The sequence below is a fragment of the Flavihumibacter sp. UBA7668 genome (assembly GCF_002483205.1).
GTDB lineage: Bacteria > Bacteroidota > Bacteroidia > Chitinophagales > Chitinophagaceae > Flavihumibacter.
The window spans coordinates 310,426-325,809 of sequence record NZ_DLHM01000004.1 but is presented as its reverse complement, the minus strand read 5'-3'; the positions used below and the strand labels follow the sequence as shown (position 1 = coordinate 325,809).

10 protein-coding genes are annotated in these 15,384 nt (G+C 41.3%); 9 read left to right on the top strand and 1 reads right to left on the bottom strand.

All coding sequences use genetic code 11. The annotated features are described in order from the left end of the window. Positions 1–34 precede the first annotated feature (34 nt). The 3 genes from B2746_RS09505 (at position 35) to B2746_RS09495 (ending at position 4,518) form a co-directional block, all read left to right on the top strand. Positions 35–1,537: a glutamate synthase subunit beta gene (locus B2746_RS09505; RefSeq protein WP_290792697.1), complete on the top strand. Its 1,503-nt coding sequence runs from the start codon at positions 35–37 to the stop codon at positions 1,535–1,537. Positions 1,538–1,889: 352 nt separating this feature from the next. Continuing rightward, complete coding sequence (locus tag B2746_RS09500; protein WP_290792695.1) at positions 1,890–3,272, top strand: ammonium transporter; 1,383 nt, start codon at positions 1,890–1,892, stop codon at positions 3,270–3,272. 133 nt (positions 3,273–3,405) lie between these two features. Next, complete coding sequence (locus B2746_RS09495) at positions 3,406–4,518, top strand: outer membrane beta-barrel protein (protein WP_290792693.1); 1,113 nt, start codon at positions 3,406–3,408, stop codon at positions 4,516–4,518. A 339-nt stretch (positions 4,519–4,857) separates the two neighbouring features. Here the strand turns inward: B2746_RS09495 and B2746_RS09490 are convergent, their stop codons facing one another. Further along, on the bottom strand, positions 4,858–7,446 hold the full coding sequence (locus B2746_RS09490; RefSeq protein WP_290792691.1) for a phosphoenolpyruvate carboxylase: 2,589 nt from the start codon (positions 7,444–7,446) through the stop codon (positions 4,858–4,860). 339 nt (positions 7,447–7,785) lie between these two features. On the opposite strand from B2746_RS09490, the gene thrA reads away from it, so the two are divergent. The 6 genes from thrA to B2746_RS09460 all read left to right on the top strand — a co-directional run bounded on the left by thrA (position 7,786) and on the right by B2746_RS09460 (position 15,376). Beyond that, positions 7,786–10,230: a bifunctional aspartate kinase/homoserine dehydrogenase I gene (thrA, locus tag B2746_RS09485; RefSeq protein ID WP_290792689.1), complete on the top strand. Its 2,445-nt coding sequence runs from the start codon at positions 7,786–7,788 to the stop codon at positions 10,228–10,230. A 13-nt stretch (positions 10,231–10,243) separates the two neighbouring features. Further along, on the top strand, positions 10,244–11,200 hold the full coding sequence (locus B2746_RS09480) for a homoserine kinase (RefSeq protein ID WP_290792687.1): 957 nt from the start codon (positions 10,244–10,246) through the stop codon (positions 11,198–11,200). Positions 11,201–11,325: 125 nt separating this feature from the next. Next, on the top strand, positions 11,326–12,630 hold the full coding sequence (gene thrC, locus B2746_RS09475; RefSeq protein WP_290792685.1) for a threonine synthase: 1,305 nt from the start codon (positions 11,326–11,328) through the stop codon (positions 12,628–12,630). A gap of 83 nt (positions 12,631–12,713) precedes the next feature. Next, positions 12,714–13,397 (top strand): response regulator transcription factor, encoded by a 684-nt coding sequence (locus B2746_RS09470; protein WP_290792683.1) that lies wholly within the window; start codon positions 12,714–12,716, stop codon positions 13,395–13,397. Between the two features lies 1 nt (position 13,398). Further along, positions 13,399–14,772, top strand: a complete 1,374-nt coding sequence (locus B2746_RS09465; RefSeq protein WP_290792681.1) for a sensor histidine kinase — start codon at positions 13,399–13,401, stop codon at positions 14,770–14,772. A 118-nt stretch (positions 14,773–14,890) separates the two neighbouring features. After that, positions 14,891–15,376, top strand: coding sequence for a hypothetical protein (locus B2746_RS09460; protein WP_290792679.1), 486 nt, complete (start codon positions 14,891–14,893; stop codon positions 15,374–15,376). Positions 15,377–15,384: the final 8 nt, after the last annotated feature.

Below are 15,384 nucleotides of genomic sequence, written 5' to 3'. Positions count from 1 at the left end.
AAAATTTAGAACCAAATTTAACTGAGTAAGACATATGGGTAAGCCAACCGGATTTATGGAGTTCACACGCGAGTTGCCAGGCAAGCGACCAGTAGAAGAACGCGTGAAAGATTATAAAGAATTTATTCAACCGTATTCGGATGAACAATTAAATAAACAGGCATCCCGCTGTATGAATTGCGGAATTCCTTTTTGTCACAGTGGATGTCCTTTAGGTAATGTAATACCTGAGTTCAACGATGCAGTATATCGGAAGAACTGGGAAGAAGCTTATGATATTTTAAGCTCTACCAATAATTTTCCGGAATTCACCGGGCGTATTTGTCCGGCTCCCTGCGAAACCGCCTGTGTATTAGGTATCAACCAACCAGCCATCACCATCGAAGAAATTGAGAAGCATATTATTGAGATTGCTTTTCAAAAAGGTTTAGTGAAGCCACGTAAAATCAGTCTTCGTACCGGTAAAAAAGTAGCTGTGATAGGATCAGGTCCGGCTGGCATGGCTGCTGCAGCTCAATTGAACTATGCGGGACATCAGGTAACTGTTTATGAGCGGGATGAAAAGCCAGGGGGACTCTTACGTTACGGAATTCCTGATTTCAAACTGGAAAAATGGGTAATCGAAAGAAGAGTTGCCCTGATGGAGGAAGAAGGGGTTGTTTTCAAATGTCATTCAAATGTTGGTGTTAATGTACGGGTGAATGATTTGCTCAGAGAATACCAGGCCATTGTTTTAGCAGGAGGTTCCACTGTTCCGCGTGATTTGGCAATTCCAGGCCGGGAGCTGAAAGGAGTTCATTTTGCCATGGATTTTCTTAAGCAACAGAATAAACGCAATTACAACGCAGATCCGCTGGCATTTAAAGAAATTGAGAGCAATATCAATGCGGAACAATTACTTGCAACCGGAAAAAATGTGGTGGTTATTGGAGGTGGAGATACCGGCAGTGATTGTGTAGGCACTTCCAATCGTCATGGTGCAAAATCGGTAACTCAGTTTGAATTGTTACCAAAACCACCAGAAAGCAGAACCGATTTTATGCCCTGGCCATCTTATCCAATGGTATTAAAAACGTCTACTTCGCATGAAGAAGGTTGCGAACGTCAGTGGGCAATTGCAACCAAATCCTTTATTGGAGATGAGAACGGAAATCTGAAAGCATTGCAGATTGTTGATCTGGAATGGACCTCAGGAGCAGATGGTCGTCCGGCTCAATTTAAAGAAATCGAAGGAAGTGTTCGGGAAATCCCCTGTGAAATGGCATTTCTTGCCATGGGCTTTTTACATCCGCAACATAAAGGGTTATTGGAAGAAATGGGAGTTGAACTGGATGAGCGGGGAAATGTCCGGGCTACTGAAAAAGCATATCAAACAAATATTCCAAAAGTTTTTACTGCGGGAGATATGCGTCGGGGGCAAAGTCTGGTTGTTTGGGCAATCAGTGAAGGAAGGGAATGTGCCCGCAAATGCGATGAATACCTGATGGGACAATCGGTACTCGAAACAAAGGATGCCATGCTATCGATGGCACTCTAATCGAATTATACATTTATTACATATTAATTAAAAAGCGGCTTAATGCCGCTTTTTTTATTTTAAGCTCAAAATTTTTAAATAATATAACTTAGACTTTAATTTTTCTACAGAAAAAGAAACATGAATGGTATAGTTGAAATTTACAAACATAACTAATTGATTAACAATAATTTTTGAACAAAAATAAAATCCTTGTTCAGCTTGCTTCAAAATAGGTCTTACTGGGGGACTCTAAATAACATTAATATTTTTTATATGTGTATATATTAGACTGAATAATATCATTTTAATATCTACTTTAGTTAAATAGTTTATAGTTATTATTTTCTTAATATTATTAAAACCAACTGAAATGAGTAAACTGACGATCAAACAGGTAGCCCCCTTTCTGGTTCTCGCTGCTGTGTCTGTTGCGGCGCTTTTCACACCAACCGTAGCAGATTTTGCTGACCCCGACAAAGTTTATAACGGAGCGGACATTGCCTGGATCCTCGTAGCATCTGCCCTTGTATTTTTGATGACTCCCGGCCTGGCTTTTTTCTATGGCGGGATGGTACATCGTAAGAATGTAATCTCCACTATGATCAAAAGTGTGGTAGCTGCAGGTGTTGTTAGTGTATTATGGGTATTTTTCGGATACAGCCTTTGTTTCGGAGAATCCATCGGAGGTTTTATTGGAAACCCCTTTACCCACATGTTCTGGAAAGGTGTGAACAGTGGTGAACCAGTTGGAGGAATTCCAAAATCTCTTTTTGCCGTATTCCAATTGATGTTTGCGATAATTACACCCGGACTGGTAGTTGGAGCGGTAGCAGAAAGGATACGTTTTACATCCTATATCTTATTTATTTGTCTTTTTGCTGTTTTGGTATATGCTCCATTGGCGCATATGAGCTGGCATGCAGATGGATTCCTGTTTAAAATGGGAGCCCTTGATTTTGCCGGTGGTACAGTGGTACATATTTCAGCCGGCTGTGCTGCCCTTGCTGGAGCCCTCGTTCTGAAACGTCGTCAGGTTCATATGGATCATAAAGAAATTCCACCTGCAAATATTCCGTACGTTTTGATAGGAACCGGATTACTATGGTTCGGTTGGTTTGGTTTCAATGCCGGTTCTGCATTAGGTGCCAACGCATTGGCTGTATCAGCTTTTATTACAACAAATATAGCTGCAGGTGCTGCAGGTTGTAGCTGGATGTTCTTTGATGTTATGCGTGGAAAAAAACCATCCGTAATCGGATTCTGTATCGGTGCAGTGGTTGGTCTCGTGGCTATTACTCCTGCAGCAGGCTTTGTAGGAATTCCGCAAAGTATCTTCATCGGTGTTGTAGCAGCCCTCATATCTAATGTAGTTGTTTACTACAAACAAAAATCTTCACTGGATGATACACTGGATGTATTTCCTTGTCACGGTGTAGGTGGTATGGTTGGAATGCTGATGACCGGTGTATTTGCAACAACCGCTGTAAATGGAGCCGGACAAGATGGCCTTTTCTACGGAAACGGTGCGTTTTTCCTGACTCAGCTGAAAGCCATGGTAATTGCAGTTACCTATAGCTTTGTTGTATCCTACATCATCTTCAAATTCATCAACTTCCTGTTGCCTTTGCGTGTAAGCTCTGAGGAAGAAGAATTGGGACTGGATGCTACTCAGCACAATGAAAAATACCTGCAGGGAACTTTGCTGGTACACAATAATGGTAAAATGAAAGAAGAAGAGCTTTCCGAAATTTAATTAACCAAAACTAACTGCCCATTTCTTCTGATACGAGAATAGGCAAAAATTAGAAAAAGGTACAGCATATTGACAAACTTCTGATACAAGTTTATCGCCGTACCCTTTCCCTTAACACCTAAAATGTTACACAATGTTACAAAAATTATTTGCAACAGGTATAGCACTATCGTGCATAACGCTTTCCTACGCCCAGACTGCTGAGTCTGCCACATCCGAACCTGCAACTGAAGCTACAGTAGCAGCTCCTGAAGAAAAAAAACCACTTATAAGTTTTTCTGGTTCAGCTGATTTTTATTATCGTTATGATTTTGGTAAACAGGTTGGTAATAACCGGACCAGTTTCACCAATACCCACAATGCTTTTTCTCTTGGCATGGCCAGCCTGAAAGCTGAACATCAGGGCGATAAAATAGGCGTTGTGCTGGATCTGGGATTCGGTCCCCGTGCCAGAGATTTCTCTTATGCAGATGAGGGAATTACACAGGCTATCAAACAATTATATATCAGCTACTCTCCTGCTGATTGGTTAAAATTGACTGCAGGGACCTGGGCAACCCATGTAGGATATGAGCTGGTTGACCCACAATTGAACAGAAACTATAGCATGTCCTATATGTTCTCCAATGGTCCATTTTCTCATACAGGTTTAAAAGCGGAAGTTTCAAAAGGAAAAAGCGGATTTATGATTGGTGTTTCCAATGCGACCGATTACCGCATTCCCCCTGCTGAGCAGATCAATCGTAAATTCCTCCTTGCTCAATATAGTTTTGCAGCAAGCGACAACCTGAAATTCTACCTGAACTATGTAGGCGGTAAAAATCCCGATACTTCAAAAACCAACCAGTTTGACCTGGTTATGACAGCGAGTATTTCAGATGCATTCAGCATTGGTTATAATGGAACCGTTAATACCACTCAAACATGGGATGGAGAGAAAAACCAAAGTGGAAAATCCTGGTGGGGATCTGCCCTCTATTTGAACCTAGACCCTAAACCCTGGTTCGGCCTGACATTAAGAGGGGAATATTTCAGCGACAAAAATCAATTCAAAATCCCAACCAATGTTGCAGATGGTGCAAGCTTATTTGCTACAACCCTCTCAGCAAATTTCAAAGTTGGTGGACTTACATTCATTCCTGAATTCAGGATGGAAAATGCAAGTGAAGAAATTTATACCGATGCCAATGGTAGCGGCAAGAAAACAGCCGGAAGTTTCCTGCTGGCAGCTATCTATAGCTTCTAATCTCTGTTTCACATATGGCAAGCAATCGTTGAGCGTCCCCCGTTTCTACGGGGGACTATTTTTTTGGGAGACAAAGGAGACAAAGGAGAAAAGGGAGACAACGGAGGAAAAGGAGAAGGGAGGAGGGTTTCACCATTCACCTATTCACCTATTCACCCATTCACCATTCACCATTCTCATTGCTATATTTTAAAATAAAGGAACCTGAGACATCTGCCTCAGGTTCCTTTATCATGTTTTCAAATTTCTGAACAAAACTCGGAGAAGTTTCCTAACCTCTCACCTCTTATTTCACCTCTCACCTCTCATTTCACCTCTCACCTTTCACATTTCACCTTCTTATGCCGAATTTCTTCCAGCATTAATGATTCCAAAAGAACAGCGCATCACCAGTTTCTCATAGGTTGCTTTCATATCTGCTGCTCCGGGTTGCTGAATACCGCTTGCTTCAAGTTCGCGGACACGGGTAATCGCATATTGCTGAATGGTAGTAAGTGGCAACACGATCCTTTCGCGCATGGAAACGGATAATTGTTCCACCGGATAATCTGCCATCAGTTCGGATTTGCCTGATAAGAGCAATACGTATTTCCGGGTTCGCTCATATTCGCTGTAAATCATGTGCCAGATTTCTCCAAATTCCTTATGGTCTGCAAGATGGCTGGTGAGTGGGAAATAACATTTCAGCATTGCCATTTCGCAATTATCCATGAGTGTTTTAAAGAAAAGGGAATGCTGGTACATTTCCTTCACTTTTTTCCAATCGCCCCGTTGCTCTGCTTGTTGTAAAGCGGTTCCAACTCCATAATAACCAGTAACATTCTGTTTCAACTGACTCCATGCTCCAACAAAGGGGATTGCCCGGAGATCACTTAAGCTAAGACGGGTTGCAGAACCCCGTTTTGCAGGTCTTGAACCGATATTGGTGGCTGCATAAAAACGAAGTGCACTTGCATGAGAGAGATAATCCAGAAAAGCTGGATTATTCTTTAATTTTGAATAGGCTGTAAAACCATCTTTGGCAAGCTGCATTAATAAGGACTCCTGTTCGTCATCCAATGTTGGTTTCGTGCTATGTTTAACCGCTGCAGTCAACCCGGCATTCAGGAGTTGCTCCATATTAAACTGTGCCGCATCAATGGTTCCGAAATTGGAACTGATCGTTTGTCCCTGTATGGTTAATTGAATTTCCTTGCTTGATACATCTTTACCCATGGAAGCATAAAACTTATGAGTTTTTCCACCCCCCCGTGCAGGCGGACCTCCCCTGCCATCAAAGAAAAGCACATCTACCTCATACTTTTCCGAAAGTGCTGTGAGTGCTTTTTTAGCCTGTAAGATGCTGTAATTGGCCATCAGATAACCACCATCTTTGGTGCCATCAGAAAAGCCCAGCATAATAGTTTGCCTGTTTTTTCTTAATTGCAAATGTGATTTATAGGCAGGTAACTGATAAAGCGTTTCCATAATTTCACCAGCCTGTTGAAGATCATCAATGGTTTCGAAGAGTGGAACAATATCTATATTCATTGATTCTTTCTTCCATCCGCCTAACAAAAAGAGTCCATATACTTCCATTACATTGGCAGCACTTGTACAATGACTGATTATATAACGATGACAACCAATTTCCCCGTTTTCCTGTTGAATCCTGGCAATTGCATTTACAGATTCCAGGGTATCCTGATGAACAGGAACTTTGAATACGGGTTTTGATTTAAGTTCCGGCAGAGCAGCCAGACTTTCCAGTTTTTGTTTTGGAGTCAAGCTGGTATAGAGGGCGGGGAAAAAATCTCCCTGCTCAGAAATTGCATCAAAGAAGGATTCATGAACAGAACTATCCTGGCGAACATCCAGGGAAGCATAAAACAGGCCGAATGCCCGGATCTTTTGTATCAGGTTATCTACCCGATCAGCAAATAATCCATTGTGCTGAAGTACGATGGTATCACGAACCTGCTGCAATTGCTGAATCATTTCTGCAGCACTTAAATTTCGGGTTGGCTGTGTTCCGAAAACTTCATTAAATAATTGCTTTTCAAGATCCGCAATCAACTGGTCTGTTTCCTTAAAGGTAAGCCGGCGTTTCAACCGGCGCACATCAAGATAGTATTGTTTGATAATACTATTGCGCAATGCTGTGGCTACCTGTAGCGTTGTTTCAGATGTGACGAATGGATTTCCGTCACGATCACCACCAGGCCAGAAGCCCATATGCAACAGCGGTTGCTCACTATTTAATTTCCCAGCCAGCTCACTGGATGCATAGGATAATATTTTACCGACCGCCGGATAAAATACATTATCCAGGTACCAGATCAAACTGGTTGCCTCATCATATGGCGTTGGTTTTTGTTTCTTGAAGAAGGGTGTTTTACCCAATTGCTGCAGGTAACTATTTACGAGTGAAGTATTATTTTCCTGTAATGCTTTTGATAAATCGTGGATAATGCCCAAAACAGATCCGGGATAAAACTGGGTTGGGTGAGCTGTCAGCACCATCCGCACACAAAAAGGATCTTTTACGAGATCAGCTTTGTCAACATCCTGTTGTTGCAAAAATGAGATGAGCTGTTTCAGGGTACCCGGACCGGAAAAATCATTGATTTTACTGAATGCAGCATCTTCGAGTGCATCAAAAAGCACAACCTGACGTTCCACATATTGAACGAACCGAAACAAGAGATCCGTTCTTTCCTGTTCTGTCCTAAAACTGGTATGACTTGCAAAAAACTCATCCAGAATCTGTAAAGGACTCTTTTTCTTTTTATATCCTTCCTCACAAACATTCAGTAAAACAGAAAGCAGGATTCCGGTTTTTTCTACCCGGTGAAAAGGCAGTGACGTAAAAAGACTGTTATACAATTGAAACTTCAGCGCAACTTCACTCTTAAACTGTTGAAGGGCTGCCGGGTCAATATTGGCCATATGGAATTATTTATTCGTTGGTTATAGGCAGCAATCGAGCCATGAATATACCAAATCAGGCGCACTTTAAGGGCGATCCCGGGTTCACTAAAAAAAAATCAAACTAACGCTTGTTATAAAATCTACGAATGTTAATTTCATGCCCGAATAATAATGGCATCGCTTTCTATATATCATTCCGGTTCATGGCTTGTGGCTTCCACCACAACCACTACAACAATTATTACAACCCGTTAAGGGTTGTATAGCACCATATTATGCCATGGGCCTTCGGGCTGTTTTCTATCAGGGTTTGCCTGATACTCCCAATCAAGTTTGTTTATCCTTTTTATCCAATTTATGCAGGTATTAAAATTCGGCGGCACCTCAGTAGGCAGTCCGGAAGCTATTCAGAAAGTTATCGCCATCGTTTCAGAGAAACTCAAAAAAAACACAGTAATAACGGTAGTATCCGCATTTGGCGGCACTACGGACAGCTTACTGCTATGCGGGCAGATGGCTTCCCAGGGAGATGAGCAGTACAAGGAATTGATTCAGCAATTGACAGGGAGGCACCTGAATGCGGTAAAACAATTAATCCCGATACAGCAGCAAAGCAGTTATTTGAGTGCCGTTAAAAAACTCTGCAATGAAGTGGAGGACCTATGCACCGGCATATTCCTGTTGGGTGAAACTACCGCAAGAACCAAAGATAAATTAGTGAGTTATGGAGAATTGATTTCTTCCCAGGTAATAGCAGCAGCTTTTCAGTCAAAAGGGATTGCCACTACCTGGTGGGATAGCCGAAAATTAATTCGGACCAATTCCGATTTTGGAAACGCCACCGTTAACTTCAGCAGCACATCTGCCTTGTTACAGGCTGCAAAACAGGAATTGGCAACAGATCATATCGTAATGCCCGGTTTTATAGCAGCTAATCCGGAGGGTATTACTACAACGCTTGGTCGGGGTGGATCAGATTATACTGCCGCAATTGCAGCTGCCTGCCTTGATGCGCAGGAACTGGAAATCTGGACAGATGTAAGTGGTATGATGACAGCAGATCCCCGGTGGGTTCCAAATGCAAAAGTAATTCCAACCATATCTTATCAGGAGGCAATGGAATTATCCCATTTTGGGGCAAAAGTAATTTATCCTCCTACCATTCAGCCGGTAATGAATAAACAGATTCCTGTATGGATAAAAAACACCTTTGCCCCCATGGATCCCGGAACCTGTATTCAACAGGAAGGCTACCGGAATGGCAATCCGGTAAGAGGTATTTCAAGTATCAGCAAGCTGGCCCTTTTGAGTCTGGAAGGCAGTGGTATGGTGGGTGTACCTGGTTTCTCCCGCAGACTGTTTGAAGCGCTTTCAGCAGAACAGATCAATGTCATATTGATTACCCAGGGTTCGTCCGAACATTCTATTTGTGTTGGAGTGGATGAATCGGCGGCTGAAAAAGCAAAAAAATCGGTGGATGAAGCCTTTGCACCTGAAATCAGTCTCCAAAAAGTTGAACCGCTTGAAATTGAAAAGGGACTTTCTATTGTGGCCCTGGTAGGAGAACAAATGAAAAGTCATCCCGGAATAAGTGGGAAACTGTTTGGTGCTTTAGGAAGAAATGGTGTAAATGTTCGTGCTATTGCACAGGGTTCTTCTGAGCGGAATATATCAGCAGTTATTTCCACATCAGATGTAAGGAAGGCCATCAATCTATTACATGAAGAATTTTTCGAAACCAGCCTCAAGCAGGTAAATCTGTTTATTAGCGGAGTTGGTAATGTGGGCAGCCGTTTATTGCAACAGGTGTATCAGCAGCAACAATATTTATTACATCATAACCGATTGCAATTGCGGGTAGTTGGTCTGGCTAATTCAAAAAAATTCCTGATCAGTGATGACGCTATTGATTTATCAAACTGGAAAAACCTGCTGGATTCCGGATCAGAAGGAACAATTGATGATTTTGTTGATGGAATTATCGAACGGAATCTAAGAAATACAGTATTTGTAGATATTACAGCGAGTGATCTTGTAGCAGGTGTTTACCCCAGGTTATTAGAGAAAAGTTGTGCCGTGGTTGCCTGTAATAAAATCGCCTGCTCCTCCCCTTATTCTTATTACCGCGAATTAAAAGACAAAGCAAGAAGTAATAATACCAGTTTCTTATTTGAAACAAATGTTGGAGCCGGACTACCGGTTATCGGAACATTAAATGACCTCCTGAAAAGCGGGGATAAAGTAAACAGGATTGAAGCCGTTCTTAGCGGTACGCTGAATTATGTATTCAATCATTATGACGGAACCCTTCCTTTTGCCGAGATTGTTCGTAAAGCGCAGGAAGAAGGCTATACGGAGCCTGACCCGCGGCTTGATTTAAGCGGAACCGATGTAATGCGAAAAATCATGATTCTGGCAAGGGAAGCTGGGGAACAACTGGAAATGGACACCATTATCAATCACCGTTTTTTACCGGCTTCCTGTATGGAAGGATCTGTTGAAGATTTTTATGCCAGCATGCTGAAAGAAGAAGATCATTTCAAATCGATTTTTACTGAAGCCAATAAAAACGGAAATAAACTAAAGTTTGTTGCAGCATTTCATAATGGGAAAGCAGAAGTAGGATTGCAACAAATTGCGCCCGGCCATGATTTGTTTCATTTATATGGCAAGGATAATATCGTACTTTTTTATACTGAACGATATCCAGAACAACCCATGGTAATTAAAGGGGCAGGTGCAGGTGCGGATGTTACCGCTTCCGGTGTATTTGCTGATATTTTAAGAGCCACATTAACCTGAGAATTCTACCAAGATGCAAATAAAACAACGCATTGAACCAATTTTTGATCGGGATATTGAAGTTACCTGTCCCGCTACAGTTGCCAATCTTGTCTGCGGATTCGATATCCTGGGAATGGCATTAAAAGATCCGGCAGATAGCATTAACATGCGATTAAGTCGCGAGCCCGGTATCCGAATCCATCATACAGATGAATACAAACTGCCCTCCGATCCGGCACAGAATGTAGCCGGTGCAGCTTTATTGGACCTGTTACATGCAATAGAAGAACCAGTTGGTATAGAAATAAGTATTACCAAAAAAATTAAACCGGGAAGCGGATTAGGATCAAGTGCGGCAAGTTCGGCAGGTGCGGTTGTAGGTGCCAATTATTTATTGGGTAAACCTTTCCAAAACAAAGATCTGGTTCGATTTGCAATGGCAGGCGAAAAGGTTGCAAGTGGGGTAAAACATGCCGATAATATTACCCCCTGTATCCTTGGTGGAGTTACATTAATCCGTTCTATATTTCCGCTGGATATAATTCAGCTTTCTGCCCCTCCCCTGCATGTAACTGTGGTGCATCCGCAAATTGAAGTTCGTACTTCTGATGCAAGGCAAATTCTTCGTAAGGAAGTTTTGTTGAAGGATGCCATTCGTCAATGGGGAAATATTGCCGGACTGGTAGCCGGATTTCTTCAGGCGGATTATGAGTTGATTGGGCGATCCCTTGAAGATGTCATTATTGAACCAGTTCGAAGCATCCTGATTCCCGGTTTTGATGAAGTTAAAAAAGCAAGTCGCGATGCCGGAGCATTGGGTGGAGGAATAAGTGGTTCCGGTCCGTCTATTTTTATGCTCAGCAAAGAAGCAGATACGGCAACTGACATCGCTACCATTATGAAGGATGTATTTGATTCCATTGGTATCGATTCTAAAGTGTATGTAACCGAAATAAATAATAAGGGATGCGAGGTAGGTGAGAGGTGAAAGGTGAGAGGTCAAAAGTGAAAAGGGAGTTTTCGTTACTTTTTACATACCGAATTTTACTTCCTGGTATTTCTTCCTGGATTTTACTTTTTAATTTTTATTTTTTTAATTTTTACTTTCCCATTATGTTTTTTAATAGTCTCCACCACCAGTCGCCAAGTGTTGATTTCAAAACTGCTACCATACAGGGGCAGGCGCCGGATGGTGGACTGTATTTTCCAGAGCGGATACCGCAGCTACCGGCCGAAATAATATCGCGCCTGGAAAGCTTATCAAGAGAAGAAATTGCCTTTCAGGTAATTCAACCGTATGTAGGTGATACCATTCCTGAAAACAGGCTACGCGAAATTGTATCTGAAACAATTGATTTTCCGATACCCTTAAAAAAGATCCACGATCACTATTATTCACTAGAACTATTTCATGGGCCAACCCTTGCATTTAAAGATATCGGAGCCCGGTTCATGAGCCGATGCCTGGGTCATTTTGCACAGGAAAAAAAGGAACCAATCACAGTGCTGGTTGCTACTTCAGGCGATACCGGAGGTGCAGTTGCCAGTGGATTCCACCAAGTAGATGGAGTGCGGGTGATAATACTTTATCCATCGGGAAAAGTAAGTTCAGTACAGGAAAAACAACTAACCACATTCGGTGATAATATCCATGCACTGGAAGTGCAAGGTAATTTTGATGATTGCCAGCACATGGTGAAACAGGCATTTAAAGATCAGGAACTTACTAAAGCTATTTTTCTTACTTCTGCCAACTCCATAAATGTTGCCCGCTGGTTGCCGCAACAGTTTTATTATTTCTTTGCCCTGCAACAGTGGAAGGATCAACGACCACCGGTAATTAGTGTACCAAGTGGAAATTTTGGCAATATCTGTGCTGGATTAATGGCATGGAAAGCCGGATTGCCGGTGGCTCATTTTATAGCCGCCTGCAATGCAAATGATGTTGTACCAAGATTTTTAGAAACCGGAAAATATTTACCGCTTCCAGCCATTCCCACTATTTCCAATGCAATGGATGTAGGTAATCCCAGCAATTTTGTACGAATCCTGGAAATTTTTGGTCAGGATGCTACGGCATTGAAAGGGGTAGTTTCAAGTTATCGCACGAGTGATGAAAGAACAAGAGAGCTGATTGATGCTGTTTATCATCAGCATTCATACCTGCTGGACCCGCATGGAGCTGTGGCTTATGATGCCTTGCATAACTGGCTGACTGCACATCCGGAGGACAAGGGAATAGTGCTGGAAACTGCCCACCCAATCAAATTTCTGGATGTTGTGGAGCCAGTTATTAAACAATCGATTCCAGTACCGGATGCAATTGGCGAAACGTTAACAAAAACAAAAAAAGTTTATCTTATTGGGAATAAATACGAGGATCTTAAGGCATACTTATTAGATTCTAATCTGTTCTAATCCAATTTTAAACTATCTAAACACAGAAGCGTTTAGTTTCGTAACAGGTATTTAAATTGGTCCCAATCTGAAAAATCGTTGCTATGCTGAATGTGTTATTGGTGGAGGATGAAATTTCGGTGGGTAATCTCATCAACAAGGGATTATCAGAAATGGGCTATAAAATCAGCCTGGCGCCGGATGGAGATATTGGCTATGAAATGGCGACCAAAAACGAGTTTGACATTATGATTCTGGACATTATGTTGCCGGGCATGAATGGATTGGAACTCTGCAAGCGACTTCGCAATAACAAGATAGACACACCCATCCTGATGTTAACTGCGCTTAGCAGTACGGAAAACATTGTAACCGGATTGGATAGTGGGGCGGATGACTACCTTACCAAGCCTTTCAAGTTTGCTGAACTGGAGGCCAGAATCCGTTCACTTGCCCGTCGTAAAAACCAACTGCAAGCAGAGGATTCACATGTTTTACGTGTAGCTGATCTGGAATTAAATCCGGATAGTAAAATGGTTTTACGTAACGGTAAACGGGTAAGCCTCACGTCTACTGAATTCCGTTTGTTGGAATTTCTTATGAAAAACAAAGGCAAGGTTTTATCGCGGATGACAATCCTTGAAAATGTCTGGGGAATCGATTTTAACATCAGTACCAATGTGGTGGATGTATATATTAATTATGTACGGAAGAAAATTGAGAATTCCTTTGATAGAAAATTATTACACACAGTGGTAGGAATGGGTTATGTAATCAAGGAGTCCTGATATGAGAATCCAGACCAAAACCGGTATTCTGTTTACCATCATTACAGCTACTATTATTCTTATAATCAGCTGGACATCCTACTTTATTACCAGAAGTTTCGTGAGCAGGGATTTTTTTAAACGGCTGGAAATAAGAGTGATTGTTGCTACCAAAGTATTATTTGAGCAGGATCATATAACAACCAACACCTATCAGGAATTAAGAAAGAAATACCTGGAGACTCTTACGCAGGAAAAGGAATATGTATTCCGCGTGGATACGATATATAAACTAAAAGACAGAAAAACATTTATACCCTATTCTTTCCTGCAAAATATTGTGCAGCAAAAAGGTATACCCGTTTATTTCAATAAAGGAGATATTGATTTTGCCGGCCTTTTCTATCCGGATGAAACCGGTGATTATATCGTTATAAAATCTGCGGTAAATGAATACGGCATAAGTACGCTGGAGAATCTTAGAAACATCAAAATCGCCACCTTTATTTTAGCTGTCATCATTGTTTACACCACCAGTATCTTCTTCTCCAAAAAAACATTTGAACCGGTTCGGGATATAATTGAGCGAACCAAAAATATCAGTGCATATAACCTTGGATTAAGATTGGAAGATAAGGGTGGCGGTGATGAAATTGCTGAACTGGCTAAGACATTTAACAATATGCTGGACAGGCTGCAGACAGCCTTTGAAACACAGAACAATTTTATCAGCAATGCTTCACATGAGTTGAGGACTCCACTCACCAATATTGTAGGTGAAGCAGACTGGGCATTAACCAGAACCAGAAGCATGGAAGAGTACCAGCAATCCATCACTTCTATTCAGAAGCACGCTGATCACCTGAATAAAATAACATCTGAGTTACTTTCTTTATCACAAATTAGTTTTACAGGTCAACAACAGGAATGGGAGGAAATTGGCGTAGTGGAATTGATTGAGGAATCTGCCTTTTCCGTGAAAAACCTGATAAAAGGCACCGAACTTAACCTGGATATTGCTGAAGAAATAATAAGCAACGAACAACTATCTATTAAAGGCATTAGAACTTTATTGAAATTAGCATTGGGCAATATTATAGCAAATGGCGCCAAATATTCAAATCAGGAAAAAGTAGACCTCAGAGTAAACAAGGCTGGTCAATTCATTGAAATTACGATTGTCGACCGCGGAATCGGCATACCCGCCAATGAGATTTCACGCGTATTTGAACCATTTTTTCGTGCCAGCAACACCAAATCATTTGAAGGATATGGAGTTGGTTTACCACTGGCACTTAATATTATTCGCATACATCATGGAAATATTGAAGTTAAATCTATTCAATCAGTTGGAACAAGTGTAATAATAACACTTCCAGTAAATAAAAACAGTTAAACAAATTTAAGCCCATTCTAATTTTCTTATAATTTTCTTATGATCATCTAACATAAGTTTTAAGCAACACTTAAGAGCCTCTAAGGGCAGCTATTTAGTTTTGTTTAAAATGCTGATCATGAAAAATATTTTATTTCCTACCGATTTTACTTCTCAGTCATTAGGTGTTTTAGAACAGTATATAAAAGGATCCGGCGGGTCCAGTTATACTATAATACTATTTGCAAGTTTCGAAATGCCTGGCTCTGATCAGGATGTTGTTGGTGCCGGCAACAAGCCACATTTACAGGTAATGAATGAAGATTTTCGTAAGGGTTGCAAGAAATTAAAAGAAAAATATACCGATAAAATTGGCAATATTTATTTTAAATACATGTATGGAAATACAAACCAGGTATTTCGCAACTACCTCGAGTTTAATGAAATTGATCAGATCTTTTTTCCTGACGGATTTCAATTATTGCAACCACATCCAAGATTCATTGAGCCTACATCCATTATAAACAATGCAGGGATCCCGGTTATAAGGAAATTACCAACTGCACAGGTAAGCAAGCCAAAACAAACGCCCAGCCTGAAGGCGGAGTTGAGCACTTCCTACTAATCATCAAA